The 25,843-nt window shown below is 45.2% G+C and carries 25 protein-coding genes; 14 read left to right on the top strand and 11 right to left on the bottom strand.

The window, feature by feature from the left end:
* Nucleotides 1-59 precede the first annotated feature (59 nt).
* Complete coding sequence (locus NL647_RS06270) at nt 60-851, bottom strand: PhzF family phenazine biosynthesis protein (RefSeq protein ID WP_029788593.1); 792 nt, start codon at nt 849-851, stop codon at nt 60-62.
* Nucleotides 852-1,043: 192 nt separating this feature from the next.
* Here NL647_RS06270 and NL647_RS06265 point away from each other — a divergent pair, with 192 nt between their 5' ends.
* Both NL647_RS06265 and NL647_RS06260 read left to right on the top strand, forming a co-directional pair.
* Nucleotides 1,044-1,577 carry a YbhB/YbcL family Raf kinase inhibitor-like protein gene (locus NL647_RS06265; protein ID WP_005452491.1) on the top strand — a complete coding sequence of 178 codons (534 nt, stop codon included), beginning with the start codon at nt 1,044-1,046 and terminating at the stop codon, nt 1,575-1,577.
* 31 nt (nt 1,578-1,608) lie between these two features.
* The gene (locus NL647_RS06260) at nt 1,609-2,391 is read left to right on the top strand and encodes a helix-turn-helix transcriptional regulator (protein ID WP_187993193.1); all 783 of its coding nucleotides are present in this window, start codon (nt 1,609-1,611) and stop codon (nt 2,389-2,391) included.
* Nucleotides 2,392-2,411: 20 nt separating this feature from the next.
* Here the strand turns inward: NL647_RS06260 and NL647_RS06255 are convergent, their stop codons facing one another.
* The 3 genes from NL647_RS06255 to NL647_RS06245 form a co-directional block, all read right to left on the bottom strand.
* Complete coding sequence (locus NL647_RS06255) at nt 2,412-2,624, bottom strand: hypothetical protein (protein WP_005452486.1); 213 nt, start codon at nt 2,622-2,624, stop codon at nt 2,412-2,414.
* Between the two features lie 151 nt (nt 2,625-2,775).
* A complete protein-coding gene (arsB, locus tag NL647_RS06250) occupies nt 2,776-3,831 on the bottom strand; it encodes an ACR3 family arsenite efflux transporter (protein WP_253649834.1) in 1,056 nt (351 codons plus the stop codon).
* An 85-nt stretch (nt 3,832-3,916) separates the two neighbouring features.
* The gene (locus NL647_RS06245) at nt 3,917-4,258 is read right to left on the bottom strand and encodes a helix-turn-helix transcriptional regulator (RefSeq protein WP_005452482.1); all 342 of its coding nucleotides are present in this window, start codon (nt 4,256-4,258) and stop codon (nt 3,917-3,919) included.
* A gap of 269 nt (nt 4,259-4,527) precedes the next feature.
* Between NL647_RS06245 and NL647_RS06240 the strand changes: the two genes are divergently transcribed.
* Both NL647_RS06240 and NL647_RS06235 read left to right on the top strand, forming a co-directional pair.
* Nucleotides 4,528-5,112, top strand: coding sequence for an NAD(P)H-dependent oxidoreductase (locus NL647_RS06240; RefSeq protein ID WP_045486677.1), 585 nt, complete (start codon nt 4,528-4,530; stop codon nt 5,110-5,112).
* Between the two features lie 154 nt (nt 5,113-5,266).
* Nucleotides 5,267-5,635 carry a helix-turn-helix domain-containing protein gene (locus NL647_RS06235; protein WP_050922409.1) on the top strand — a complete coding sequence of 123 codons (369 nt, stop codon included), beginning with the start codon at nt 5,267-5,269 and terminating at the stop codon, nt 5,633-5,635.
* A 105-nt stretch (nt 5,636-5,740) separates the two neighbouring features.
* Here NL647_RS06235 and NL647_RS06230 read toward each other — a convergent pair whose 3' ends face one another.
* Together NL647_RS06230 and NL647_RS06225 are read right to left on the bottom strand one after the other, a co-directional pair.
* On the bottom strand, nt 5,741-6,280 hold the full coding sequence (locus tag NL647_RS06230; protein WP_009701413.1) for a redoxin domain-containing protein: 540 nt from the start codon (nt 6,278-6,280) through the stop codon (nt 5,741-5,743).
* 237 nt (nt 6,281-6,517) lie between these two features.
* On the bottom strand, nt 6,518-6,658 hold the full coding sequence (locus tag NL647_RS06225) for a hypothetical protein (RefSeq protein WP_009696400.1): 141 nt from the start codon (nt 6,656-6,658) through the stop codon (nt 6,518-6,520).
* Nucleotides 6,659-6,885: 227 nt separating this feature from the next.
* Here NL647_RS06225 and NL647_RS06220 point away from each other — a divergent pair, with 227 nt between their 5' ends.
* Nucleotides 6,886-8,658 carry an SgrR family transcriptional regulator gene (locus NL647_RS06220; protein ID WP_253649833.1) on the top strand — a complete coding sequence of 591 codons (1,773 nt, stop codon included), beginning with the start codon at nt 6,886-6,888 and terminating at the stop codon, nt 8,656-8,658.
* A gap of 246 nt (nt 8,659-8,904) precedes the next feature.
* Here the strand turns inward: NL647_RS06220 and manA are convergent, their stop codons facing one another.
* The 3 genes from manA to mngA form a co-directional block, all read right to left on the bottom strand.
* Nucleotides 8,905-10,098, bottom strand: a complete 1,194-nt coding sequence (gene manA, locus NL647_RS06215; protein WP_253649832.1) for a mannose-6-phosphate isomerase, class I — start codon at nt 10,096-10,098, stop codon at nt 8,905-8,907.
* A gap of 115 nt (nt 10,099-10,213) precedes the next feature.
* On the bottom strand, nt 10,214-12,853 hold the full coding sequence (gene mngB / locus NL647_RS06210; RefSeq protein WP_253649831.1) for a mannosylglycerate hydrolase: 2,640 nt from the start codon (nt 12,851-12,853) through the stop codon (nt 10,214-10,216).
* 421 nt (nt 12,854-13,274) lie between these two features.
* On the bottom strand, nt 13,275-15,209 hold the full coding sequence (mngA, locus tag NL647_RS06205; RefSeq protein ID WP_253649830.1) for a PTS 2-O-a-mannosyl-D-glycerate transporter subunit IIABC: 1,935 nt from the start codon (nt 15,207-15,209) through the stop codon (nt 13,275-13,277).
* A 313-nt stretch (nt 15,210-15,522) separates the two neighbouring features.
* Here mngA and NL647_RS06200 point away from each other — a divergent pair, with 313 nt between their 5' ends.
* From NL647_RS06200 to NL647_RS06170, 7 genes are all read left to right on the top strand, one after another.
* Complete coding sequence (locus NL647_RS06200; protein ID WP_253649829.1) at nt 15,523-16,242, top strand: GntR family transcriptional regulator; 720 nt, start codon at nt 15,523-15,525, stop codon at nt 16,240-16,242.
* Between the two features lie 478 nt (nt 16,243-16,720).
* A complete protein-coding gene (locus NL647_RS06195) occupies nt 16,721-17,164 on the top strand; it encodes a PTS sugar transporter subunit IIA (protein ID WP_005425097.1) in 444 nt (147 codons plus the stop codon).
* 13 nt (nt 17,165-17,177) lie between these two features.
* Complete coding sequence (locus tag NL647_RS06190) at nt 17,178-18,590, top strand: PTS mannitol transporter subunit IICB (protein WP_367618287.1); 1,413 nt, start codon at nt 17,178-17,180, stop codon at nt 18,588-18,590.
* Between the two features lie 47 nt (nt 18,591-18,637).
* Nucleotides 18,638-19,909, top strand: a complete 1,272-nt coding sequence (locus NL647_RS06185; RefSeq protein ID WP_005452448.1) for a zinc-binding dehydrogenase — start codon at nt 18,638-18,640, stop codon at nt 19,907-19,909.
* A gap of 59 nt (nt 19,910-19,968) precedes the next feature.
* Nucleotides 19,969-20,487 (top strand): MltR family transcriptional regulator, encoded by a 519-nt coding sequence (locus NL647_RS06180; protein ID WP_029788584.1) that lies wholly within the window; start codon nt 19,969-19,971, stop codon nt 20,485-20,487.
* Between the two features lie 9 nt (nt 20,488-20,496).
* Nucleotides 20,497-21,231 carry a nucleoside/nucleotide kinase family protein gene (locus NL647_RS06175; protein ID WP_050938546.1) on the top strand — a complete coding sequence of 245 codons (735 nt, stop codon included), beginning with the start codon at nt 20,497-20,499 and terminating at the stop codon, nt 21,229-21,231.
* 26 nt (nt 21,232-21,257) lie between these two features.
* Entirely contained in the window at nt 21,258-22,004 is a 747-nt protein-coding gene (locus NL647_RS06170; protein WP_253649828.1) for a phosphatase, read from the top strand.
* A gap of 86 nt (nt 22,005-22,090) precedes the next feature.
* Here NL647_RS06170 and NL647_RS06165 read toward each other — a convergent pair whose 3' ends face one another.
* Entirely contained in the window at nt 22,091-22,822 is a 732-nt protein-coding gene (locus NL647_RS06165; RefSeq protein WP_053053571.1) for a hypothetical protein, read from the bottom strand.
* 88 nt (nt 22,823-22,910) lie between these two features.
* Nucleotides 22,911-23,246 (bottom strand): helix-turn-helix domain-containing protein, encoded by a 336-nt coding sequence (locus tag NL647_RS06160; RefSeq protein ID WP_009700895.1) that lies wholly within the window; start codon nt 23,244-23,246, stop codon nt 22,911-22,913.
* Nucleotides 23,247-23,386: 140 nt separating this feature from the next.
* Between NL647_RS06160 and NL647_RS06155 the strand changes: the two genes are divergently transcribed.
* Both NL647_RS06155 and NL647_RS06150 read left to right on the top strand, forming a co-directional pair.
* Nucleotides 23,387-23,698: a hypothetical protein gene (locus NL647_RS06155; protein ID WP_005452442.1), complete on the top strand. Its 312-nt coding sequence runs from the start codon at nt 23,387-23,389 to the stop codon at nt 23,696-23,698.
* Nucleotides 23,699-24,448: 750 nt separating this feature from the next.
* Nucleotides 24,449-25,606 carry an amino acid permease gene (locus NL647_RS06150; RefSeq protein WP_005452440.1) on the top strand — a complete coding sequence of 386 codons (1,158 nt, stop codon included), beginning with the start codon at nt 24,449-24,451 and terminating at the stop codon, nt 25,604-25,606.
* The last annotated feature ends 237 nt before the right edge of the window (nt 25,607-25,843 follow it).

The following is a 25,843-nucleotide window of genomic DNA, read 5'->3' as shown; positions in this document are numbered from 1 at the left end:
CGAAATGAAGATAATCTTAATTCGCGAAAGTGATACTTTTTCTATATGCAGTAGAGCGATTACACGAAGATTTTTCCCTGCATGTAAAGCACACCATCGCCCGAGACTTTTACCTGCTCTGCTTTAACCTCACAATGAAGAATGCCTCCGCGTGTGGAAGCTTGATACGCCACGAGAGAGGTTTTTCCTAGTTCTTCTGCCCACAAAGGTGCCAAGCCGGCATGAATTGATCCAGTTACTGGATCTTCATCACCGCCGTTAGCTGGCCAAAAGTAGCGTGAAACGAAATCATGCTCTTCTCCTTTTGCTGTGACGACAACATCATAAGGAGCAAGTGTTTTAAGCTGTTCGGATTGATATTGAACCTCGAGTATTTCGTCTTGGTTTTCGAGCACTACAAAGTACGCTTGTGGGCTCAATAACACGCGCTCTACTTTGCAGCTTAAGCCTTCAATCAGTGCTTGTGGAATATCGGAAATAGGTTGAGGGATTCGTAAAGGGAAGGTCATTTCGATCTTACCCAATGCGTTTTTTTCTACGCTGAGTGTTCCCACTTCTAACGTATGAAACTCGATTTTTTCCTGTACGCCTAATTTCTCAAACAACACCAGTGAAGCGGCGAGAGTGGCGTGACCGCAGAAATCGATTTCTGTCATTGGCGAGAACCAGCGAATCTCATATTGGTTTTCACCGACAGACTTGAGAAAAGCAGTTTCAGACAGGTTATTTTCAGTAGCAATGCTCTGCATGAGGTCTGGGGTTAACCATTCTTTTAATGGGACGACTGCAGCAGAGTTACCTTTAAACTGAGTGTCAGTAAATGCGTCGACGATATAAATATCTAATTCCATCTGTTCTTCCTTGTTCATTGGTAATGAGCTAACCAGATCAGTCTGTACTCGGTGTCGAGAAGCATTTAAGTGATGCTTTAACTTAAAGTGTCAAAAATTGGCTTAAACTGATTTAGTGTGATACTTATTGAAAGGTTGCTATCTCTATTCGGGAATACACTAATTCCGAACTTAAGAAATAGGAACATTATCATGAAAGCAATGACTAAATCTGTATTGGCACTCAGTTTGCTTACCATTGGTTCGGCTCAAGCGTTTGAGCTGTCGAGTAAAGATATTCAAGAAGGTCACCCAATGGCGAAGACTTTTGAATACAACAGTTGGGGATGTGATGGTGGAAACCATTCACCACAATTGATGTGGAAAGATGCACCGGCTGGTACAAAGAGCTTTGCTATCACGGCGTACGACCCAGACGCGCCAACAGGTAGTGGCTTTTGGCATTGGATTGCATTCAATATCCCGGCGTCGGTCAGTGAGTTACCTCGTGATGTTAATATTGCTAAATTGGGTGGTAAAGAATCTCGCATCGATTATGGAACGGTTGGTTTCGGTGGCGCATGCCCTCCAGAAGCTGACGGCATGCACCGTTACCAATTTACGGTTTGGGCACTGCCAACAGATAAACTGAATTTAGATGAAAATACACCAGCAGCTGTGGTTGGTTTCACACTGAATAGCATGGCGTTAGACAAAGCTAAGCTGACGGCGACTTACACCCGCTAAAGTGCAGCAGAAATTAGGGCGAGGGGAATCGATGAGCCACCAATATCAAGTCACGTTGTTTCGTGCAGAGCAGTTACAAAAACTGCGTAATGTGAGGATTCATTCCCCTAGTATTGTGCAGATCATCACGGGCAGTAAGCGTTTATTTTGGAAAGAGTCGGCACTGGATCTCTCTCATTCTGAATTACTGTTGTGTGAAGCCTCTGCATCGCTGAGCTTTGAGAATTTGCCACAGAAAGGAAAGTTCCTTTCGCGAATGTTCAGTTTCCACTGTTTGCCAACAGAGACCATGCTTGAACTTAGTATGAGCATTGGTGGAGAAGGCGAACAACCGACACTGTTGGCGGATAAAGCATTGGAAGATACGTTAAACGCTCTGTTTTCATTTGATCAGCAGTCGATGAGTCAAGAAACCCAGAGCTTCTGGGTGATGGGGTTGTATCAACAACTCGCGGAACGAGGTGTTTTGCACCACTTGTTTGCCAGCGCCAATACCACATTCAGTCAAAAATTAAGCCGTTACTTATCACATTCACCTGGTGAAGAGCACTCACTAGAAGGGGTCGCTGAACGTTTTGCAATGAGCCGAGCAACCATGATCAGAAAGCTCAAGCAAGAGGGAACGCAATACCGAGAAGTTCTCGCGGAAGTACGCTTAAATCATGCTCTGTATTTAATGCAAAACGGTCACTACAACGTTGCCATGTTGGCACAATTGTGTGGTTACCAATCCGAAGGACGCTTTAGCCAACGCTTCAAAGGGAAGTTTGGACTTACTCCAAGCGATTACATCAAAACGGTTGTTGTGAACTAAATCCGACGACAACATTCAGGTCACTTGAACCCTTGTTGCGGTGGGAGCGGGGTTAAATCGGTTGTAGCGAGTTCTGTTAAGAGTTGCTGAAGTAACTGTGCTGCGTGAACGTTCGCCCTGACTTTATCGGTGTCATTCAGCTTGCTGCTGTTTTCTTCATTCAAGTATTTAATCGTTTCTTGGGAAAGCTTGAGAACAGCATGCCACTTCAGTTTTTTATATTCTAAATTCATACCCAAACTCCTTTTGAATCTTCAATTTAGAACATTGTTTAACCCTCAAGTTAGCATATTAGAATTTGTTGAGCGCGTTATGCCTATTAACACAAACAAAAAACGCCTTTCACATTTATGAAAGGCGTTTTTGAGCGATGATTACGAGTTGTTATTTATAGTATTTCTGCTTCATTTTAAGCGCAACGTTCACCAGAGCAATCAATACGGGTACCTCGATAAGCGGACCAATTACACCTGCAAACGCTTGATCTGAGTTCAGACCGAATACTGCAATGGAAACTGCAATAGCAAGTTCGAAGTTGTTACCCGTTGCGGTGAAGGCAATTGATGCGTTCTTGTCGTAATCGATACCCATTTTCTTACCAACGAAGAAACTCACGAAGAACATCAATACGAAGTAGATTGCGAGCGGAATGGCCACTCGGAATACGTCCATTGGCAGTTCTAGAATCATTTCGCCTTTCAAGCTGAACATCAGCACGATCGTCGCCAGAAGGGCAATCAAAGTAATTGGTGAAATGCGCGGAATAAATACCTCGTTGTACCATTGTTCACCTTTTGCTGCGACCAGCCATTTACGGCTTAGGAAGCCTGCTAAAAATGGAATACCAAGGTAAATTAGCACGCTTTCAGCGATGTCCATCATTGAGATATCAACCACGAAACCTTCGTAACCAAAGACAGGTGGCAAGACAGTAATGAATAGCCATGCCATCACACTGTAAGTCACGATTTGGAATGCACTGTTCAACGCAACCAACGCTGCACCGTATTCTTTGTTACCGCCGCCAATGTCGTTCCACACCAATACCATCGCGATACAGCGAGCAAGACCGATAAGAATAATGCCGACCATGTACCCCGGATGATCACCTAGGAAAGTCAATGCAAGGATGAACATCAAAATAGGGCCGACAATCCAGTTCATGACCAAGGACAGCGTTATGGCTTTTTTGTCTTTAGTCACCTTGCCTAGTAGGTTGTAGTTCACTTTTGCGAGTGGTGGGTACATCATCAAAATCAAACCAATCGCTAACGGTACGTTTGTACTGCCAACAGACATTGACTCGTTCCACTCTGCAACTTGAGGGAATGTAGCGCCAATACCTACACCGATTGCCATTGCCACAAAAATCCAAACCGTTAGGTAACGGTCCAAGAAGCTCATTTTGTCGCTGGCACTATTTAAAACTTGAGTAGTCATAGTGTTCTCTTATTCGTTTATCGTCGAAAGGCGATAGTTGAAGGTATAGTTTATCTTTGTGCGCCGTACCAGCACACAAAGACAATTAGTTAAATAGTTTGGAAAAATCTAGATTGAATTGATCAAACGCGTCGCGCTGAATGCGGTAGCAAACCTTAGGAGGGTTTGGCTCTGCACTGATAAAGCCAGCCTGCTTAAGAATACGTAAATGCTCTGAAACGGTAGATTGTGCAAGACCAAGCTCAGAGACCAAATCACTGTTTAGGCAACCGCCCATGGTATCAAGCGTATGCAGAATATGAAGGATGCGCAAACGAGCGGGATGTGACAGCGCCTTAGCTTGAGCCGCTAACGCTTGTTCCTTCTCAAGTTGCTGCTGTGTGGTCTCAAAAGCTACGCCGCAAGTTGTGTTGCATTTATCACTCATTGACAAGCCTTAATAGTTAATCGTCGAATTGCGATAAAGTGTACGCCTGCTCTATGTAAGATGCAACAATTCAATGGAAATTTAATCGGGAAATCACGATAAAGAAAAAGTTTAAGAAATATTTCTTTCAAAAACAAAGTTATATGAAAAATCTTAGTAGGTTACTAAAAGTTAACTAATTGCATTGTGGCTCTAGGTTACCATAATAAACCACATGAGGCGCACCACGGTTATCGCGTCATCTTGTGAACTTATTTAAAGGTAATCCCATGAGCAATGTTCTGATCATCAATGCACACGAGCCATCTCCATACTCTGAAGGTCGTCTAAACGCTTCTCTTGTCGACAAAGCACAGACGCTTCTACAAGCAAAAGACCATGAGGTTCGCGTTGTGACAATGCAAGATGAAATCAACGTAGAGGAGCAACTCGCGCACTTTGAATGGGCTGATCAAGTGATCATCCAAAGCCCAATAAACTGGATGTCTGTGCCTTGGTCATTCAAAAAATACATGGATGACGTGTTTACCGCTGGCATGGGGGGCGCGCTATGTGCTTTCGATGGACGTAGTGCAGAGGACCCAAAGAAAAACTACGGTACGGGTGGTACTCAAACAAACAGCAAATACATGCTGTCACTGACATTCAATGCACCAAAAGAGTCGTTTGATGATGAGAATGAATACTTATTCCAAGGTAAAAGTGTGGACGATTTAATGCTTCATATGCACGCTAACTTCCGCTTCTTTGGTATGGGTGCACTACCGACTTTTGCTTGCTATGACGTAATGAAGAATGGCGACATTGAAAATGATTTTGCTCGTTTCGAAGCGCATATAAACGAAAACTTCTAATTATCCTAGAGTAATCGATGAATTAAGGTGGACTGCTGTATGCGGTCCATTTTTATTTGTTTGCGGCGAGGGAATGTTTTTATTACTCTAAAGCACGAAATGTAACTAACGTACTTTTCGTTACCTAGATTAGGTGCGTATCTTGAGGTGAATCGTGGAAAGTAGAATCAGTGTGGATAGCAAAGGTCGCAAGTCTGTGGCGAATGTGTGCTCAGAGCCGTGTGCTATTGAAAAAGGGATGCGCTTGATTGGTGGCAAATGGAAAGGCTCTCTGATTTATCACTTGAAAGATGGTCCAGTTCGTTTCAATGATTTAGCTCGAATGCTTGGCGGCGCCAGTAAGAAGATGATTGACCAACGTTTAAAAGAGTTGGAAGCCGAAGGCATGGTAGTACGCCAAGTTATCAGTGACCGCCCAATAGCAGTCAGTTACGAGCTGACCGAATTTGGGCGTACGGCACTTAAGATCCTTGATGATTTGCGAATTTGGTCTGAAACGCACCAAATTGAGTTACGAAAGTAATAGCCGAATAGTGGTTTAGCACTACGAATTCACCGTTTAAGCCAATAAAAATGCCAGCGTATTGCTGGCATTTTTTATGTCTGATTGTTGTCTAGCGAGAGGCGTTTAGTAATCTAACGTACCTCGGATAGGGTAGTTATTATCTGGATTACGGATCCAAGCTAAACCACGTGATAACGCCCCAAGTTCTGGTCGAACAAACGGGTTGTTTGAGATATCGACGACATGCAAGTTGCCATGTTCATTCACCACAAACAAACCGGGTTCTGCGAAATTGTGGTCGGTCTCTTGTTCTGAACGCGGTATGGAAATGTACAAACCCAACGTTTTCATTTGCTCTTCGGTGAGTCCGTAAGCAATAGGGAAGCTGATTTCGAGTTTCTCTAGGTGTCCTTCTAGCTGCTCTTTTGAATCGCCTGAAACTGCAAGAATATCAACGCCCGCTTCCGCGAAAGCTTGTTTGTATCCCTCTAACTCGTTGAGGTATTTGGTACACAGAGGACAGTGCTTACCACGATAAACGAATACAGCTTGCCAAGTCGCATCACCTTGCGGCTGACCTAATGTCACGCTTGAACCATCTAGCAAAGTTGCTTGAAGAGAAGGGAAATTGTCGCCCGCTTTAAGTTTTACTGAAGTTGCCATATTGACTCCTGAATCGGTCATTATCCATGAACCTCCTTTCTCAATAGCAGCTATTGGGTTGGAGATTTAAGCTTCAATGTAGACCCTGTTTCAAAGCATTTCAACTAGTTAACTTTTAGTAACCTAGTCGGAAATGGCAAGAATAAAAGATGGGAAAAGAAAAAGCAGAACTTAAAGATACAACGAAGTGGGGGTGTGGTATCAGGAGCTAAGTTCTGCTTGGTGTTGTTCTTTCCGTTATGACCAATTAAACAATTCGATCATGTAAGTCAGAGCTAAAACTTCAAGTTTGTTTTCTGATTGCGCTACGCGCTTTTGGAAATAAGCTGCCATGGTAGGCAACGTTTCAGTCGATTGAGTTGTGCTTCTACATCGCATGACATTTCCTCCTTGTTGCTGATGAATTCAGTATGCAAAGAAAAGAGGAGCTGAAAAAGAGAGTAGATTTCTGGTGTTTATTCCTAATTAGGTGCGGGAAGTGCGCTAAATCACCAATTTTTATTATCAGGGGAGCAAAAAGAGGAACAAAGTGATAGGAAGTTTTCTTATTTTCTACGGATGAAGTTGAGTAAAATAAACTTATACCCACTTATTGAGGGCGCTCGGTGTCTGATCTCAACTTGTTTCGTTATTACCAACGGCTTACTCCACTTGGCATTGGTGGTGAAGTCAAAACCACATTGCAGGAAGTTGCTGACTTGCTGTTTACTTCTCCTCGCCATGCACGCAGCTTGCTGTCTCAAATGCAGGAGCAAGAATGGTTGAGTTGGCAACCAAAAGCAGGGCGAAATCAACGTTCGACGCTTCTGTTAAATATTGAGCTGAGTGCACTAAAGGAAAGCCTCGCACTGGAGCGGATCAAACGAGGGAAATATGAAAAAGCGCTAGCGATCCTTGATGAAGACGAGGCGGCATTTGGTCGACTACTCAAGACCACATCGGGTGCATCCGTTCAAGAAGGTCGACTCAATATTCAGCTCACTTATAAACGCATGTTTGAACGTATTGTCCCGCACCAATTGCACCGCAGCAGTGAACGCTTTTTCTTGCGCCAAATTTATTGTTGCTTGGTATCGAGTGACTACTACGGTGTGGTGAAGCCAGAGCTGGCACACCATTGGCGATATGATGAGAAAAGCTATGAATGGACGTTTTATCTTCGTCCGGGGCTAACATTCCACAATGGCACACCGATAAATGCCGATACAGTCGTTAGCCTTTTTGCCAAACTCAGTTCACTCGAACTGTATGAAAAAGAACTTGCCCATGTGGCAAACATTACTGCGCCAAATCCTCTAAAAGTGGTCTTTACCCTTAGTAAGCCAGACTTGGGGTTTGCAGGGCTAATCTCTGGTGTAAAATATGGCATTCAACCCGTTAGCCAAGTCAACGTTGCCAACAACAACTTGGTCGTTGGTAGTGGTCCGTTCTCTGTGATTGAGCACAGTGCTCATCGGTTAAAGCTGCAGGCGTTCGATGGTTATTACGCATGTCGAGTACTGACTGATATGGTGACGATCTGGATCGTCAATGACGAGAAGATGGAAAACCCATCCTTAGCCGCAAATCCCCCTCAAAAGCAGGTGGAAAAAGTCAGAGATGAGCTTTCTGAGAGCATGTGTGGGCATTATATGTCGACCCAAGATGCAGAGTCTGCACCTGCAAGCCAACATAGTCGTACAGAGGATGGATGTTTGTTCGCTCTGTTTAATCAGCATGCTAGGCATCCGCTTTCTCAGAGTCAACGTCGCTATATTGCAGAGTTAATCCAACCGGAGCGACTTACGGAGGTCATGCGCAAAGAAAATATTGTGTTTGGAAGCGTGCCTGCTTACAACTTACTACCAAACTGGAAGCCTGTATTACGTCCGTTTGGTGAAGAGAGCAAACTACCAAAAAACATCACCATTGCCGGCTATAACTATACGGCATTGCGTCGATGCGCGCGTGCAATCGCGAGTCATTTAGAGGGAACGGGAAGTAAGGTTGATATCGTCATGTACACCTACCGAGAGTTAAGTGAAAAAGCTCGAAATGGTACCCTTGATGAGACGTTAGTGATCACCAATATCAACTTGGATGACAATCGCCACGCTTCGGCGTTTACTAACTTTTTCAGCAACGTCGTATTACATCACACCTTGGGAGAAGAGAATGCCGAATGGTTGAATGAGCAACTAGAGAATGTACGTGGCTATACGGCGTTAGAGGATTATCTCAAAGCGTTAGAGCCGATCGCCTCAACATTGGTCAGTGAGTATTGGATAGCGCCTATGTTCCATCATACGCAAACTTTACGCTTTCAAGGTGTTCTAGAAGACGTTGCCCTAACCAACTGGGGCTGGCCGGATATTCGCTCGGTGTGGTCGGCAGATTAAAGTAAAAAAATCCCACCAATGTGCTTCGCTCGACACTGGTGGGTATGGTCAAAAGTCTTGGTGATGGAGTGGACCATGAATATTAACGGTAACGGTCTGCTCGTCTTCGAAAAGCGTCATCGAAGTGGAGCGTGACAAGGTGGTTATTGCTGACCACTGACAAAATCAGCGCAAACCTAGGTTAGGAGCGTGCTTACTGGATAACAGAAAGCCGCTATCCAATAAGCTGTCAGTTCATTTCGCCAATCAGTTAAAGGCGCGAGCTAAGGTGCCGTGACCTTGGCAAACGTACTTCACTGAGTTGCTGCAGACGAAAACCGATTCACCCGCTTTCAATGTGATGTGATCGTCTTGGCTAGAAACCGAGACTTCCCCTTCGATACAAAACAAAATCTCTGCGCTACGCACGAATTGAGTCGTTGCAGTGCCTTCAACAGCCATCACTTCAAAGCCGAAATCATCCACCGGAATTGGGTAACTAAGCTTGCCTTGTTTATGCACGGGCGCGAGCTTGATTTGTTCTGGGTCAATTGCGTTGAAGATGGTGTTGTCGATAAGCTCAGGAACATCGATGTACTTAGGTGTTAAGCCAGCGCGCAGCACGTTGTCTGAGTTCGCCATGATCTCCAAACCTGTCCCTTGAACGTATGCGTGTGGCGTTTCTGCATGGAGGAACATTGCTTCGCCCGGAGCGAGTTCAATCGTGTTCAACATCAATGGCGAAAACAGACCAATATCGTCCACGTAATGCTGACGGAAGTCTTGAATATAACCGTAAGCTTCTCGTGCCATAGCGGTTTTCGCAGGGCGCTCTAGGCTTGCGTATAGCTCATTCAAAGCCTGCTGTTTGCGTTCGCCTTCCAACGACATAATTGCTGAGAAGAACACTTTAAGACCTTCACTGTTTGGTGTGGCTTTCAGTGCGTTGATTTCTGTCTCTAGAGTAGAGATGTTCGCTTGCTCAAACAGAGATAAGATCTGTTCAATTGGGCGGAAGCCGTTCATCGCTTTGTAAAACGTCAGCGCGTAAACCAACTCTGGTTTGTGGTTTGGATCTTTGTAGTTACGGTTTGCAGCATTAAGTGGAATGCCTTGTTCGTTTTCACGAGCAAAGCCAATTTCTGCTTTGTGCTTACTAGGGTGTACTTGGATAGACAGCGGTGTTTCAGCTGCCAGTACTTTGAATAGGAACGGCAGTTCACCAAAACGTGCTGCGGTGTAATCACCCAGCGATTGCGTTTTGTTTTGGTTGATGACTTCTGACAGCAGTTGTTTGGTGTCAGCAAGCTTTGAACAACCGTTTGGATGAGCACCCATCCAGATTTCTGCTTGTGGCTCGTTCGCTGGATTGTCGATGCCGAATAAATCATGAATCGACGTGTGGCTACCCCAAGCGTAGTTTTGAATCACATTGTCCAGTTTGAATAGAGCATGTTGCATGGCGATATTCTCTTGATTGGAACGAAAGAAGAGGAGAGGCTTGCTCCACGATGAGAGCAAGCCTGAGTCGGTTTGGACGGGTTATCTAGTCGATGACCTTATCCTAAGAACCGGATTAGAACTTCACTTGGAAAGACTTAACCTGACACGGCTTCAGCGTGCCGAACGATGCTGTGTCCACTTCGTTTGATAGCACTTTCTCGTCTAGCTGTGTTTCTTTCCATGACGTTACTTCTGAGGTAAATGCCACTGTGTCGTTGATCACTTCGCTCTCTGATGGGTTGTAGACGCGCAGGATGAGTGCATCCTCGTCTTCCGCTTTCTTCAGTACGCTCAGTACTGCACCTTCTAGCGATTTGTTTAGCAAGCTGTGCGTTAGCGGTAGGTTTTGCTCACCTACGTTCAGCTTCATCGCGTTGTAAGGGATCTTGTTGTAGCATTGGATTGGAGTCACGTTGTCACGCGCTGCCGCCATTACGTTTGCTTCGATGTGGTTGCCCGCGAAACCAAATAGTGCGAACTCACAGACGATCTTGCCGCGTACTTGTGAATCTGGCGTCGGGATCTTGATACCAGATGGACGACCCGGACGAAGCAACAACTCTTCTTTACCCAATACGCCGATACCACGTAGAAGGGTTAGGGCGAATGTGTCACGCTCTTCATTGCCTTGGCTTGAAATCACTTCAAACTCACGCAGACCGTTGCTCATTAGTGCCATACCACCTTGTGCGTTTTCAACCGCAGCAAAGTTCATTAGCTGGTAAACCGGCACTGGTGCTTCTTTCCAGCCGTCTGCTTCCCAGTTCGCCATTTCTGGATCGTTCGTTGGACGAGTGATCAAACCGAACTGGTTGTCTGCTACTACGGTTTCAGACACAAACGGTGTTGGTACTAATACGCGAACGCGGTGGTCGTCTGCTTGGTTGTCTAGCTCCATGCGAACTTCAATACGGCGTGTACCTTGTTTTAGAACCACTTGGCAGTTCACGTCTAGGTAACCGTTTTGACCTGTACGCTCTTCACGTTGTTGTAGGTTCTCAGGCAAGTTCATGCGCAGCTTGATGGTTGCCACAGATTGGAAACCTTCGTGCTTCACATTCACTTCTGCATCGAATTCGTCTGAGTACAGCAGCCACTCTTTACGAGAAGGTGAGTAGTCGTATTCGTCACCATCGTCAGAGCCGTCTTCAATGCGCAGCGCTTGTTCGAAAAGGTGCTCTGTCTCTTTGTCGAAAATGTTCAGAGTGCCGTTTGAGTTTACATTGATGCGGTAGAATTCGTTCTCAAGAAGGAACTCCTTCTGCTCCGCCACTTTTTGCGTGCCTTTCTCATTCGCTTGAATGTGTAGGGTAGTAAAGCCCATTGCTGGCACAGTGTGCTTGATTTGAATGTCGTATTCGATGAACGGGTCGTAGTTACCGTAGTGAACGATTTGACGGTCAATCTTACCTGGGTCGATTACGCGTTGATCTTGGATGAAGTACTCAACTGGCGTGCCGTTTTCATCAAACAGGTTGAACTGTTCTGCACGGATAGTGATGGTGGTGTTTACCACTTCTTCACGAGCGTATGGCAATAGGTTGAATAGTGCTAGCTTGTCGCAACCTTCGCGCGCTGGCATGTGGTCAACAATCTTACGTTTGTAGAAGTTGATCAGGTTGGTCGCCATGTCGTCCGCAAGAATGTAACGGTTCAAGATCTCTGCGTGTACTTTGTCTGAACAGCAGCAGCCAATCGAGTCGTGAGCGTGGTTCTTCATGCTCTCTTTCCACATCTTCTCGATTAGACCGTGGTGGTATTCAAAGCCCAGTGTCCATGCGATAGACGCTAATGGCTCAAGAATGTTTACGATCTTGTTTTCTACTTCTGCGTGGATCAGTTTGATGTCCATACGCGTTGAAGAAATAGTACGGTGAACACGCATGTATTTACCGTCGTTGAACTCGCCTTTGATGGTATCAAGCTGATCGCGCTCGGCTTCAATACACTCGAACACTTCTTCAAAGCGGCTCATTTTGAATTCTTTGTCTGGGTAGATTTCACGTAGCTTATCCATCACCTCGAAGATGTCTTTTTGGATAGGCATTTGGTCGTGACCGTTTGGTAGCAGGATGTCTTTGGTTACCGACGGTTTTTCTAGCACTGGGAAGTATTTATCTAGACGTGCGCGCAGACCTTCTTCGTCTTGCGGTAGGTATTTACCAATCGCGTAGCCCAGTGGCAGTACTTGCGCAGAGACTTCGCTGCCATCGTTTGATTGCCACAAGAATTCGGTTTTATCTGTACCGTGACGCTCTGAACAACCACGCCAGAACATCGCGCGATTGATACCGAAACCGTTGTAGATAGCTGGTAGCTGAGAGCTCATAGAGAATGAATCTGGCAGGTAACCAATCTTCATTGGCTCACCTAGCGCTAGACAGTCACGCAATCCGTAAAGCATGTTACGTACGATAGATTCGCCAGATACTTGCATCGTATCCGTTTGAGAGTACCAAGGACCAACAATCAGTTTGCCAGCTTGTACTAGCTCACGTACGCGCTCTTTATTTTCTGGCTTGATTGCGAAGTAATCTTCCAGAACTGCGGTTTGACCGTCTAGAACGTAGTATTTGTAGTCTGGATCGTTTTCCAGACGAGTCATGATTTCTTCCATGTTGTTCACTAGCAGAATGCGAGACTCTTCTGTAGTGAAGTACCATTCACGATCCCAGTGCATGTGAGGAGTAATATGAACGCGAGATGTAGTCATAACTTTTACCGTCTTAGGCAATAATTGCCGTTAATTTGTTTTAAATTTGATTGTTTTCTATTCGTTTTTGCGGCGTTTATGCTTGCCGACGAATATTTAGGGCGCAGAAATCCCACGCCCAAAGTTTGTGTTGAGCGAATCTATATACCCAAGTGATTTCAAACTGCAGGATTCAGAGCGTTGTCATTGATTCGAGTTCAAGGAAAACAATGCAGTGTAATAGCTCTCTATTTCCAAATTGTTTGAAGCAGAAATCGGGTCAATGACACGCTCCCAAAGGGCGAGTTGCCTTGGCATGTATACTTTGTTGCCGATTTTTGATTTAGACCCACTAGACCTTCAAATCGCCGCCGCGTCTACAAACCAAGTCATTCTCGCTGAACCAAGCAGCTTGAAGTTACTTGGGTATAAATAATTCGGGTTATGGCTGAGCGGCAGCCTCAGTGACAAATTTGCCCTTTTTTACTGCGTGTGCTCGCCACATGATGAGAGTGATGGTCGAGATAGTTGCACCAATCAGCGCAGCGCCAAACCAGATTGCCGCAGCAGTGAATGCGCCTAGACCTGCATCGTGTAGTAGGAAGATTGAGAAGATACCTGCACCCGGAGTCGATAGACCTACGCCAGCAGCACCCACCATTGCGCCTGTTACGACAGAGCCAAGTAAGAATGAGCCAATGACGCGGATTGGATCTTCGATAGCCATTGGAATCGCACCTTCAGTGATGCCCGCTAGACCAAGCAACCACGTTGATTTACCCGTCTCGATTTCGAAATCTTTAAACAGGCGAGGTGCAAGCATGGTTGAAGCCGTTACTGTGAACGCAGAGACCATTTTCACCGAACCGAAGATAGCGTATGGGCCGTAAACGCCGTTCGCCATTGCACCCAAACAGAATGCGTAAGCGGCTTTGTTTACTGGACCACCAAGGTCGAACGATACGAATAAACCAATTACTGCGCCTAGAAGTAGGGCGTTGGTGCCAGACATGCCGTTTAGCCAGTCCGTCAAACCTTGGTTTAGCCAAGCAACAGGTTTACCGATAACGAACAGCATCAATGAACCAGCAACCAAAGTACCGATAACCGGGTATAGGTAGAAGGTTAGGAAGCCGTTGAACGCAGGGTTTAGACGTACGTTTTCTTTTACCCAACGCATGACGTAACCGGCAATCAAGCCACCGACAACACCACCAAGGAAGCCAGAGCCGATAAGGTTCGCAGCGATACCTGCGGCAAAACCTGGACCAAGTGCTGGTTTATCTGCCAATGAGTAAGCGGTGTATGCCGCCAGTACAGGAACCATCAATGTACCCAGTAGACCACCACCTAGCTTGCGGTACATCCACAGCCAAGAGCCTTCTTCTGCATACAAATCTTGTAGGTTGAACATTTGTGCCAATAGCACGGCAACAGCAAGTACGGTACCGCCTGCAACGATAAGAGGAACCGCGTAAGAGATACCTGATAGCAGTGCTTGTTTTAGTTCAGTTTTAAGTGGTAGCTTCTTCGGTTTGTCGTTGGTTGCAACTGCAGCACCAGCGCTTCGACCTGCTTTACCTGCTTCAACCGCTTCGTTAAGAATGCGCTCAGAGTGTTTGATTGGCTCAGCAACTGGTACTTCTACACGAGGAATACCATCAAAACGCTCTAACTCTTTGATTGCCACTTCAGCCGCGAAAACGACCGCTGTTGCACTGTTGAGCTGTTCAGCAGTCAGACGATCTTCAATACCGTTTGCGCCTTGCTTTTCAACATGCACGTTGTAACCCAGCTTCTTACCTGTCTTCTCTAGGTATTCTGCTGCCATGTAAGTGTGCGCAATACCCGCAGGGCAAGCCGTCACACAAACGATGGTTGGTGCATTTGTATCTAATTGGTCTTGTTTTTCTTCTTGCTCTGCTTGGCCATCAAGCAAAGCGAAAATTTGTTCTACATTTGTAGCATTTAGCACTGCCTCACGAACATCGTCATCCACTAGGGTTGTGGTCAGTTCGGTCAACAGGTGCATGTGTGTTGAACCTGCTTCCGCATTTGGAATTGCGATTAAGAAGATCAGGTTTACGTCTTCGTCTTCATCCAGACCTTGCCACTTTAAGTCTTGCTTTAGTGTGGCTACGGCAAATGCTGCCTCTTTTACTGCATCTGTCTTACCGTGCGGTACTGCTAAGCCTTCGCCTAGCGCCGTCGGACCTTGCTCTTCGCGAGCAAACACTGCTTGTAGGTATTCTTCCTTGTTATGCAGTTTGCCTTCCTGGTTTAGCTGGTCGGCAAGTGCACGAATCGCTGCGTCACGACTTTCAAACGTCGTTTGTAGGTTTATCAGCGATGGGTTTGTAAGAGAGGTTAATTTCATAACTTTTGTCCCATTGTCACATTCGACATTGTTGTGCATTCAACAATGATGTGAATAATACCTTTTAAATACAAATGATCCGTGATCAGGATCGCAGTTGAATTAAAATATGTATTATTGTTGTATTGTTTTGGCTTGTTTTTGTATGCCGATATGCGAACAAGTGCTTGTCATGTTGACCTGAATTCGTATTATAGAGCTCATAAACCAAGTCTTTCTTGCAATGATAGTTCACTCCAGTGTGCTCGGTTCTTGAGTTGTCTCAAACAAGTTCACTTGAATGGTCATTTGTATTGTTTTTATAGAGGTAAACATGGCAAGACTGCCAATGTATCGCCAGATTGCGGATGCGATTCGCGAGAAGATCAGCGATGGCGAATACAAAGTAGGAACCGCTCTTCCTACCGAAGCTCAGTTACGCGAAGAATTTTCTTGTAGCCGAGTCACGGTTCGCCAAGCGTTAAAATTGCTGATTGAAAATGGTGAACTGGAGAGTGTGCAGGGTAGTGGTACCTATGTGAAAGAGAACAAGGTTAACTACGACATTTACCAGCAGACCAGTTTTGCAGAGAAGTGGGCGCACCTAAATGCAGTGACGCACAGCGATGTGGTCGCGTTCGAGATTACTAAAGCATCGCTCACGATGGCTGATGCGCTGAACATTAATGAAGATGACAAAGTCTTTTACGTGAAACGCGTTCGTTACCTTGACGACAACCCAATCACAGTAGAAGAAACTTGGCTGCCGACAGACATGTTCCCTGATCTCACCTACCAAGTGATGCAAGGTTCTAAGTACCACTTTATTGAGAAAGAGAAGGGCATGGTGATTGATCGCAGTGAGCAAGAAATCATCCCGGTATTGCCACCGCAAGACATTGCAGAGTTGCTAGATATTGACCCGGCTGAGCCGATCATCGAAAAGCGCACGCGCGGTTTCTTGCAGGGGGATGTGGTTTTTGAATACAGCCGCAACTACTTCAAATCGACTGACTACAAGTTTACGCTGGTGGCGAAACGTCATAAGACGTAAGTGCGATACAACTCACTTCTTCTCAAACCCGCCACTCGGCGGGTTTTCTGTATCTGCTATTCACTATCTACTTGCTATTCATTATTTGCTGAAACTAAGCAACGTTTCGATTTCTTTTCGCAAACAAGTGTGATGATTGTCCCTGTTCGAAACGTGTTGGAACCTAATCAGTGGAAAATGAAGTTTGAATTTAATCACGATAAATAGTGAGTCAAGAGTCGTAATGTGATCAAGTTATATTATTGGTAAATTTTAGAAATGTTTGGATTGGTGCGTGGGTTCAAACTATGCCTATTGACATGTTGCTTAAAGAAAATTTGTTGCTAATTTTCTTTGTCTATTTTTGAACTACGTTGATTAAAACAAATTGACAGCTATTTAATTGTGATTTGTTGCACAAAAGGAGCGTGGTTGCGTGGTTTAGCTACTCTTATTGATAATTAACCCATCGAAACCGAACTGTTGATAGGGTTTAAAAATGCTGTATGAATTAATCGACCACGAACTAGTAGATGTTATTAATGACCGCGCTTACCAATGGCAAGACGCAGTTAAAAAGACAACGCAATACCTAGAAGACAAAGGTTACGTTTCTCAGCAATACGCGGATGCCATCATCCAATCGACCGAAGAAAATGGCCCCTACTATGTGTTGTGCCCAGGACTGGCAATGCCACATGCTCGTCCAGAAACCGGTGTGCTAAAAACGGGCTTGGGCATTCATATCTTCCCTTCACCAGTTGATTTTGGTTCGGACCTTGGTCCTGCCAACATTCTTATTACCCTAGCTGCAAAAGACTCTGATACCCACATTGAGGTGATTCAAGCGTTAAGCGAGATGTTTGTGGACGAAGAGAACATTGCAAAGCTGGCACAAGCCTCATCTAAGGAGCAAGTGCTAGACATAATAAAAGCATACTAAAAAGGAATATAACGTGAAACCAAACATGCGAGCCAATGTGCAAGCCTTCGGGGGTCATTTGACCGCCATGGTGCTGCCAAATATCGGAGCCTTTATCGCTTGGGGCTTTATTACTGCACTCTTTATTCCAACGGGTTGGATGCCAAACAAAGCATTTGGTGAACTTGTTGGTCCAATGATCACTTACTTATTGCCGCTGTTAATTGGATATACGGGCGGTCAGATTGTTGGTGACAAACGCGGAGCGGTTGCCGGTGCCATCGGTACCATGGGCGTTATTGTTGGTGCTGACATTCCAATGTTTGTCGGCGCAATGATTATGGGTCCGCTCAGTGCTTGGGTTGTGGTGCAAATGGATAAACGAATCCAACATCGCATCCCTTCGGGCTTTGAGATGGTGGTGAACAACTTCTCATTGGGTATTGTGGGCATGATTTTATGTCTATTCGCCTATGAGATTGTTGGTCCTGCAGTAACGGCGGCTAACTTATTCGTGAAGTCGGGCATTGAAGCTTTGGTTGCAACGGGATTCCTTCCTTTGCTTGCGATCATCAATGAACCAGCGAAAGTGCTGTTCCTAAACAACGCTATCGACCAAGGTATTTACTACCCACTAGGTCTGCAGGCGGCAGCTGAAACAGGTAAATCTATCTTCTTTATGGTGGCATCTAACCCAGGTCCGGGTCTTGGTATGCTGTTGGCTTACGCGAAGTTTGGTCAAGGTCTGTCTAAACGTTCTGCGCCAAGTGCCATCATCATTCACTTCTTCGGTGGTATTCACGAGCTGTACTTCCCGTACGTGCTAATGAAGCCAATTATGATTGTGGCAATGATTGCAGGTGCGGCGACTGGTATCGCAACCTTCAACCTACTGGATGCAGGTTTGGTAGCAGGTCCAAGTCCAGGCTCAATCTTCTCTTACCTAGCTCTTACTCCAAAAGGCAGTTTCCTAGCGACCATCGCAGGTGTCACAACAGCAACAATAGTTTCCTTCCTTGTCGCAAGTGCGATTCTGAAGATGAGCAAAGCAGAAAACAAAGAAGACGAGTTTGAACAGTCTGTCTCTGAGATGAAAGACATGAAAGCGGAAGGTGCAATTAAACCTGCAACGCAACAAGTAAACAAACCAATTTCATTTGTCGCATTTGCTTGTGACGCTGGTATGGGCTCAAGCGCAATGGGGGCTTCAACCTTCAAGCGCAAGTTAGTACAAGCCGGGATTGATATTGAAGTGAAGAACTTTGCCATCGAAAAAGTGCCAAGTGAGGCCGACATTGTCGTGACACACGAAAGTTTAGAAAGCCGCGCAGTAAACGCAACAGGCTTGCCTGTCGTGACAATTAAGAACTTCCTTAATGACCCAGCGCTTGACAAGCTGATGGATAAGATTAAGCAACAAACGGTCGCGACTGAGCAACCAGCCTAACAATGCAGTATGGGGTGGACCATTCCGCCCCATGTAGGAGAGAAATCATGGTACAAACAACGGCAGCAGTTATCTGTGGCGAGAAAGACGTTCAACTAAGAACTTTTGATTTGCCAAACATTTCAGCCGATGAACTTCTGGTTAAAAACATTTCAAACAGCATCTGCCTTTCCACTTACAAAGCGGCATTGCTAGGCAGCAAACACAAACGCGTACCTGAGAACATTGATGAAGTGCCGGTGATGACGGGTCATGAGTACGCCGGTGTGATTGTTGAAGTCGGTGAGAACCTAAAAGACCAATACAGAGCAGGCGATTACTTTGTTCTGCAACCTGCAATGGGTTTGCCTACTGGTTACTCGGCAGGCTACAGCTATGAGACTTTTGGCGGCAACGCAACGTATTCTATCATTCCTAAAATCGCTATCGACTTAGGTTGCGTTTTGCCTTACCACGGTGACTACTTTGCAGATGCGTCTTTGGCTGAGCCAATGTCATGCATCATCGGTGCTTACCATGCTAGTTACCACACTAAACAATACGTGTACGAGCACGATATGGGCATCAAAGAGGGGGGGGCGTTAGCGCTGTTAGCTTGTGCTGGTCCAATGGGGATTGGCGCGATTGATTACGCGATTAACGGACCAGTGAAGCCAAAATTGATCGTGGTGACGGACATCGACGCCGCACGTTTAGACCGAGCAGAATGCTTAATTCCGGTTGAGAAAGCAAAAGAGCAAGGCGTTGAGCTGCATTACGTGAATACAGCCCAAGTTGATGATCCTGTCACTTATTTGAAAGCGCTTAACGACGGCAAAGGCTACGATGACGTGATGGTATACGCAGCAGTATCGCAAGTATTAGAGCAAGCCGACGAGCTGTTGGGTAACGACGGCTGCTTGAACTTCTTCGCAGGACCTACCGATAAGAAATTTAAAGTACCGTTTAACTTCTACAATGTGCATTACGAGTCAACGCATATTGTGGGCACGTCTGGTGGCTCAACTGGCGACATGGTGGAGTCTATCGACTTGTCTTCACAAGGTAAGATCAATCCATCGTTCATGATCACACACGTTGGTGGTCTGCAAGCTGCGCCACATACGATTTTGAATCAGTTGGATATTCCGGGTGGTAAAAAGTTGATTTACCCGCATATTGACCTGCCGTTGACCGCGATTGATGACTTTTTATCGTTGGCAGACCAAGACCCGTTCTTCGTCGAATTAGACGCAATTTTGAACGCAAACAACTATGTGTGGAATGCTCATGCAGAAAAAGCGTTACTTGAGTTTTATGACGTGAGCTTAACGGTTTAGTTGCAACGAATTTGTGTGGTAGCCTCTGTGCTGCCACATAATGGAGAGGTCATAAGACGTTGTCACGTGAAGATGAATTACTGGAGAAGCTGGACGAGTGCGAAAATGCCACTGCGTTTCTTCAGGTTTCTAACAAAATAATTAACCTCAAGTTAAAAGCACTGCTTCCGAAAGTGTTCGTTCAAGACGACCTCGTGAAGGAGTATGCTGTGGATCCTTTATTGAAAGAAGATGGTCCGTTAGCAACAACCGATGTGGTGTCTAAGTTGATGTTTGCAATGGGCAAGATCTCACTGGAAACTTACGCTGACATTGGGTTGTACGATCAGGTGTTGGAGTTCGCGGTCACTCAGTCGGAAAAGGTCGAGTTTGCCGATGACGTGATTTACGACTTCATCAAAAACCAATCAGTACTCTCTTCCCAGCAAGACAGCTTTTATCTTGAGTCGATCAATCAGCTTAAGTTCTCTTCGTTTGAGTCCTTTTCACAAATGAGATACGAAGCCCTCATCAAAACAGTATTAAAGCTGTCGTGTGAAATGTTGATAGAAAGAATCGAAGGGGAGATAAATCAATAAGGGTTCACCATGAAAGTGAATTTAAACGTCAGTGGTTTTGAGACCGAAGCTAACTTTCCTGAAGCCGACGTAAAGCGAATCCATCAACCTCTTATCGAAAAGTTTACCCGCCTTTATCACGAGAAGCAGGAGCGTATTGTTGTGTTCTTGTGCGCCCCTCCGGGTAGTGGAAAGTCTACGCTAGCAGCCTTTTGGGAATATTTATCAGAACAAGATGAAAACCAAGAGCCACTTCAGGTTCTGCCTTTTGATGGTTTTCACTACCCGAATGAAATCCTCGACAGCAACACCATTGAGCGTAATGGTGAACGTGTTCCACTGCGCAGCATTAAAGGCTCTTACGAGACGTTCAATCTCACGGAGCTTATCGACAAACTGAAACAACTGAAAGTGAAAGACAGTAAGTGGCCTTACTACGACCGCAACTTACATGACCCAGTTGATGATGCCATTCAAGTTAATCGCAATATTGTCGTTGTTGAAGGTAACTGGCTGCTGCTTGATGAACCAGTATGGAAAGAACTGCATCGTTTGGCAGATTTTACGGTGTTTATTGATACCCAAGCGGAGTTTCTACAAGATCGTTTGGTCAATCGTAAAATCCGCGGCGGTACAGACCCAGAAGCGGCATTGGAGTTCTATTTACGTTCTGATGCGGTCAACGTTGATAAAGTTCTGAATCATTCGGTTCCTGCTGACTTATCTTTGTTCCTTAATCAAAACGGCTCGTTCGAAATTCGATAGTTCGTCCACAATCTCAGGAGGTTACCATGGATATCGTGATTGATAGCCACACCCATACTATTGCCAGTGGACACGCTTATAGCACAATTTTAGAGAATGCGTTGGCTGCTAAGAATAAGGGGCTAAAACTTCTTTGTACCACCGATCATGCTCCCGAGATGCCAGGCGCCCCTCACTACTGGCATTTCAATAATCAAAGAATTTTGCCCCGCTTTTTACATGAGGTTGGTATTCTTCGTGGCGTCGAAGCCAACACGCTGAATGTGAAGGGGGAGATCGATTTACCGCCTTCTTCTGATCAACATCTTGATTGGGTGATAGCGAGCTTTCATGAACCCGTGTTTAAGCCTGCATCGGAAGTTGAGCATACCGCCGCTCTGATTAATGCAATCAAAAGTGGCAGAGTGGATGTTCTCGGTCACTTAGGTAACCCGAATTACCCATTCGATATGGAGCAGGTTCTGCGTTGTGCAAAAGAGCACAATGTCGCGGTAGAAGTAAACAATACGTCTTTGACAGGTAAAAGCCGTAAGGGCAGTGATAGTCGCTGTGACCGTATTGTGGAGCTAGGTAAAGAAATTGGCGTTTACTTCACCACAGGATCGGATGCTCACTTCAGTGAAGAGATTTCCAAGTTAGAGTTGGCCATTGCTTTGCTGGAAAAACATGGTGTTGAAGAAGAGAAAATACTCACTACATCAACGAGCCGGTTCTTGAACTTCTTACGGCTGAGGGGCAAGGCGAAAATTCCAGAGTTCGAAGCGCTGTATTGAGAAGCGACTGATCCAAATGGTTATCGGCTAAGATACATAAACCCGCAGCGTGCGGGTTTTGTTTGTTTAGGATGAAACAAAAAGCACTACAACGGTGGCTCTACCACAACAAATTTGCGCTCGGCTCTGAGTGGTGCAAACCAAGTATTTTTATATTTGAAATAACTTTGCCCGTTAACGACGACAGTTTCTTTAGTGTGAGGCAGCGAGTCTACGATTTCACCAAGTTTATAGGGGCTTGGCTCAGGCTTTGGCGCTGGTGGTATTGGACTCACTCTTGCTGTGTTTGAGCTTAATGATGGCGAAACGATCTGCCTTGAAGGCGGAGTATCATTGGTCGTCGATGACGTTATCACACGGTCATCGCGCAATATGGTGTAGTTACCACTTGGTGGATAACGAACGTACACATAGCGGACACCATCACGACGGTAATAGGAATCTTGAACAATGGCATAAGTAATACCAGCGAAGACAGCAAAGGTCGCAATGTCTACTAAATCACTGTGATAATAATAGTAACGTCCACGATAAGGTGGATACCAATACCCCGGTCTTACATAGATAAACGACGAATGATAACGAGGTGGTCTCACGACATAATGAGGTCGATGATAGTAGGGTGGTCGGTAGTAAGGCGGACGGTAATGGTGCGGTGGCTTAATGGGACGGTAAGGGCGGTTTACTGGGCGTAAATCGTGTTTGTTACCCGGTTGAGTTATCGGTTTTACTGCTGGTTTCACCTGTGACTGTGCAGATAGGTTTGTTGACCCAACCAAGCAGAGTATGGTGGTGGCGATTACCCAGATGCTTCTCATAGTACATTCCCCCATAATTTGGAGTATCGAAGCGCTAATCTTTAAGTTTAGCTCACCATAACTGTGTTTGATTCATGCGTCTAGAGCACTACTTTTGGGATGTCTTAGTTTTTTGCTCTAGCACTAAGAAGATAAGCTTGGTCAGCATAGACTGTGCTTCCGGGGGAAGTAATCTTGCCGCAGACGCAACGTCTTCTGCAGAAATGTAATCAACACCTCTTGCATCCAATGCGATGTCTAAATCGGTCAGGTTTAATGCACGCAAAATTGAACGGTATTGTGAGAGTTTTAAATCAGATTCGCCTCGCTCTATTCGCTGATATGTCTTTTCACTCATTCCGGCAATTTTTGCCATTTGTTCGCGTGATACGCCTTTCATTTTGCGTCGCCTAATCAGAACTTCAATCAACGGGTCTACTTGCATCGCTCCTCCTTAGTGGACAGTTTTGTCCTGAAGCACGCAATAACCGGACCAGTTTAACCACCCCATATTTACCCGAATGGATATAGTGATAAGAATGACGTTCCACAAAAAAATAACGTGAATTCAGTCAGTTTCAGAAAATGGAAAAATATCAGTTTTATAAATCAATTTCTGGCGAAGTTAATATTCGCAAAATGCAACGCATTTTAGATCAACTTCTTGATGAAATTCGCAATCGTAGCCGGGATACAAGATTAGATGTTACTTGGCTAACGCGAGAATCCCAAAAGCGATTGATGAACTATAAAGAGCTGTTTTTACATCGCAGTGATATTGAACAACAGGAGTTGGTTCAATCATATGAACACTTGAGTTTGATGGAACGTTCGGTTGCTGATTTGGGGATTGCTGTGCTGACATACATTATTGATGCGCTAGACAAGGAGATGTAATGCGTTGAAGGTTTGGTTCGTTTAACAAAATACGGACGAGCGAAATCCCACAACGGCGTTTGTGTGAAATAAAAGCACTTGGAATAATTAACGAAAGGATACAAATGCTGGGGAACCAAACCCAGCATTCGGAACACTCATTTACCTATATTTTCGAACCGTAAATCAGTGTTTAGAGGTATGTGAACCGAAACATGTCGGTACGGAGCGAATAATAACGATATTGCTGAATCTAGGCTATGTTCCGGGTTTCTAACACCTTCCAACAAAGTGTACATTTTCATGTACACCTCAAAAATTGAGTGCCATCGCTCACTTTCTATTCTTTATAACGACAAAAGGCTAAATAAACGGCGGTTTTACAACATATCTGTTGCATCAACTGATAGTTGTTAAAATATATGGCTATAAGATGGAGCTTTTGCTTTTCAATCGTCCTATTTATGCCTTACAATCCTTTCGAACCAAATCCATTCAGCAGAGAATGGGATTGACGAAAAAGGATGCGCTGATTTTGCTTCGAACCCAAAGTGAGACGTTCCGTTAATCGAACTCTGCCCGGAAATGATTCCCTACACCCTTTATATGCTCAGACAGGATAGATCCGTCTTGAGTCTAGGCTTTTTGCATCCTGAATTCCGGCTTCGCGCTGAGTTCTGGGGCTGTAAGGTAGGGCGTTTCCGTAGATCGTACTTCGAACCAAAGTACGATAAGTCACAATAAAACGGATTAAATTTAGAGGTATTAACCGTGAACCTAAAACTTGTCGGCAGCTCCCTGATCGTAGCAGGTACTGCTCTTGGCGCTGGTATGCTTGCCATACCAATGGTGCTTGCTCAATTTGGCCTTCTTTGGGGCACTCTCCTTATGCTGTTCATTTGGGCAGGTACAACTTACGCTGCACTTCTTCTATTAGAAGCAAGCTGCAAAGTAGGTGGTGGTGTCAGCATGAATGCAATCGCTCGCGAAACCCTTGGTAAAGGTGGTCAGCTTGTTACTAATGGTCTTTTGTATGCACTACTTGTTTGCCTGCTAATGGCTTACATTATTGGTGCGGGTGACTTGGTACAAAAAGTCACCACGTCAATGGGACTACCACTTTCTACGATTTCTAGCCAAGTTGGCTTTACTGTGCTGGTTGGTCTTATCGTATCAGCGGGTACTGGTGTGGTGGATAAGCTAAACCGTGGCTTGTTCATCGGTATGATTGTCGCGCTCATTCTAACGCTATTCTCTCTTGCGCCAAATGTGTCGTTTGAAGGTCTAAGTGAAGTGGTAAATGCAGACAAAATGGCATTGATCAAACAGAGCTCAGTTCTATTCACCAGCTTCGGCTTTATGGTGGTGATTCCTTCTTTAGTGACCTACAACAAAGAAGCAAGTAAGAATCAACTGCGCAACATGATCATTGTTGGCTCTACGATTCCTCTTGTGTGCTACCTACTTTGGTTGTTTGCAGTCGTGGGTAACCTACCTCCACACGAGCTTATTCAATTCTCTAACGTATCTGAGTTGATCTCTGTGCTTGGTCAACAATACTCGGGTCTAGAATTCATTCTATCGATGTTCACTGGTCTGGCGCTTCTAACGTCTTTCTTGGGTGTGGCAATGGCGTTGTATGACCAAAATGCGGACCTTCTTAAAGCTAGCAAGCCTGTGGTATTTGTGACAACGTTCATCCTACCGTTGCTTGGTGCCGTGTTTGCTCCAGAACACTTTCTCGCAATCCTAAGCTACGCAGGTATTATCCTCGTGTTCTTAGCAGTTTTTGTCCCACTATCAATGACGATGAAAGTACGTCGTGTGCCTGTGGATGATGACAATGTGTACGAAGCAGGTGGCGGTGCGATGGGCATGAGCGTGATCTTCCTATTTGGTTGTTTCCTGTTGTTTGCACAAGCGGTGTAGTATCCACTGATTGATTGACGCTTAAGCGACTCAAATTTTAAAAAGCCGTTTGCCTCGTGGGGTAAACGGCTTTTTTATGCCTTTTGGCGAGTGATACATCTGTAACTCTTATCGGATTGGCCTTGGCTTGATAAATCGTGATGATATTTGACCATGGGATGAAATTGTCTCGCTAGCGGCTGACAAGAGCGATTGCCTCTCTTTTTATCATAACGCCCAAGTTATTAAGAAAAGGGG

It is taken from the genome of Vibrio sp. Y29_XK_CS5, assembly GCF_024181835.1.
Lineage (GTDB): Bacteria > Pseudomonadota > Gammaproteobacteria > Enterobacterales > Vibrionaceae > Vibrio > Vibrio harveyi.
This window is presented reverse-complemented; position numbering and strand designations above follow the sequence as displayed.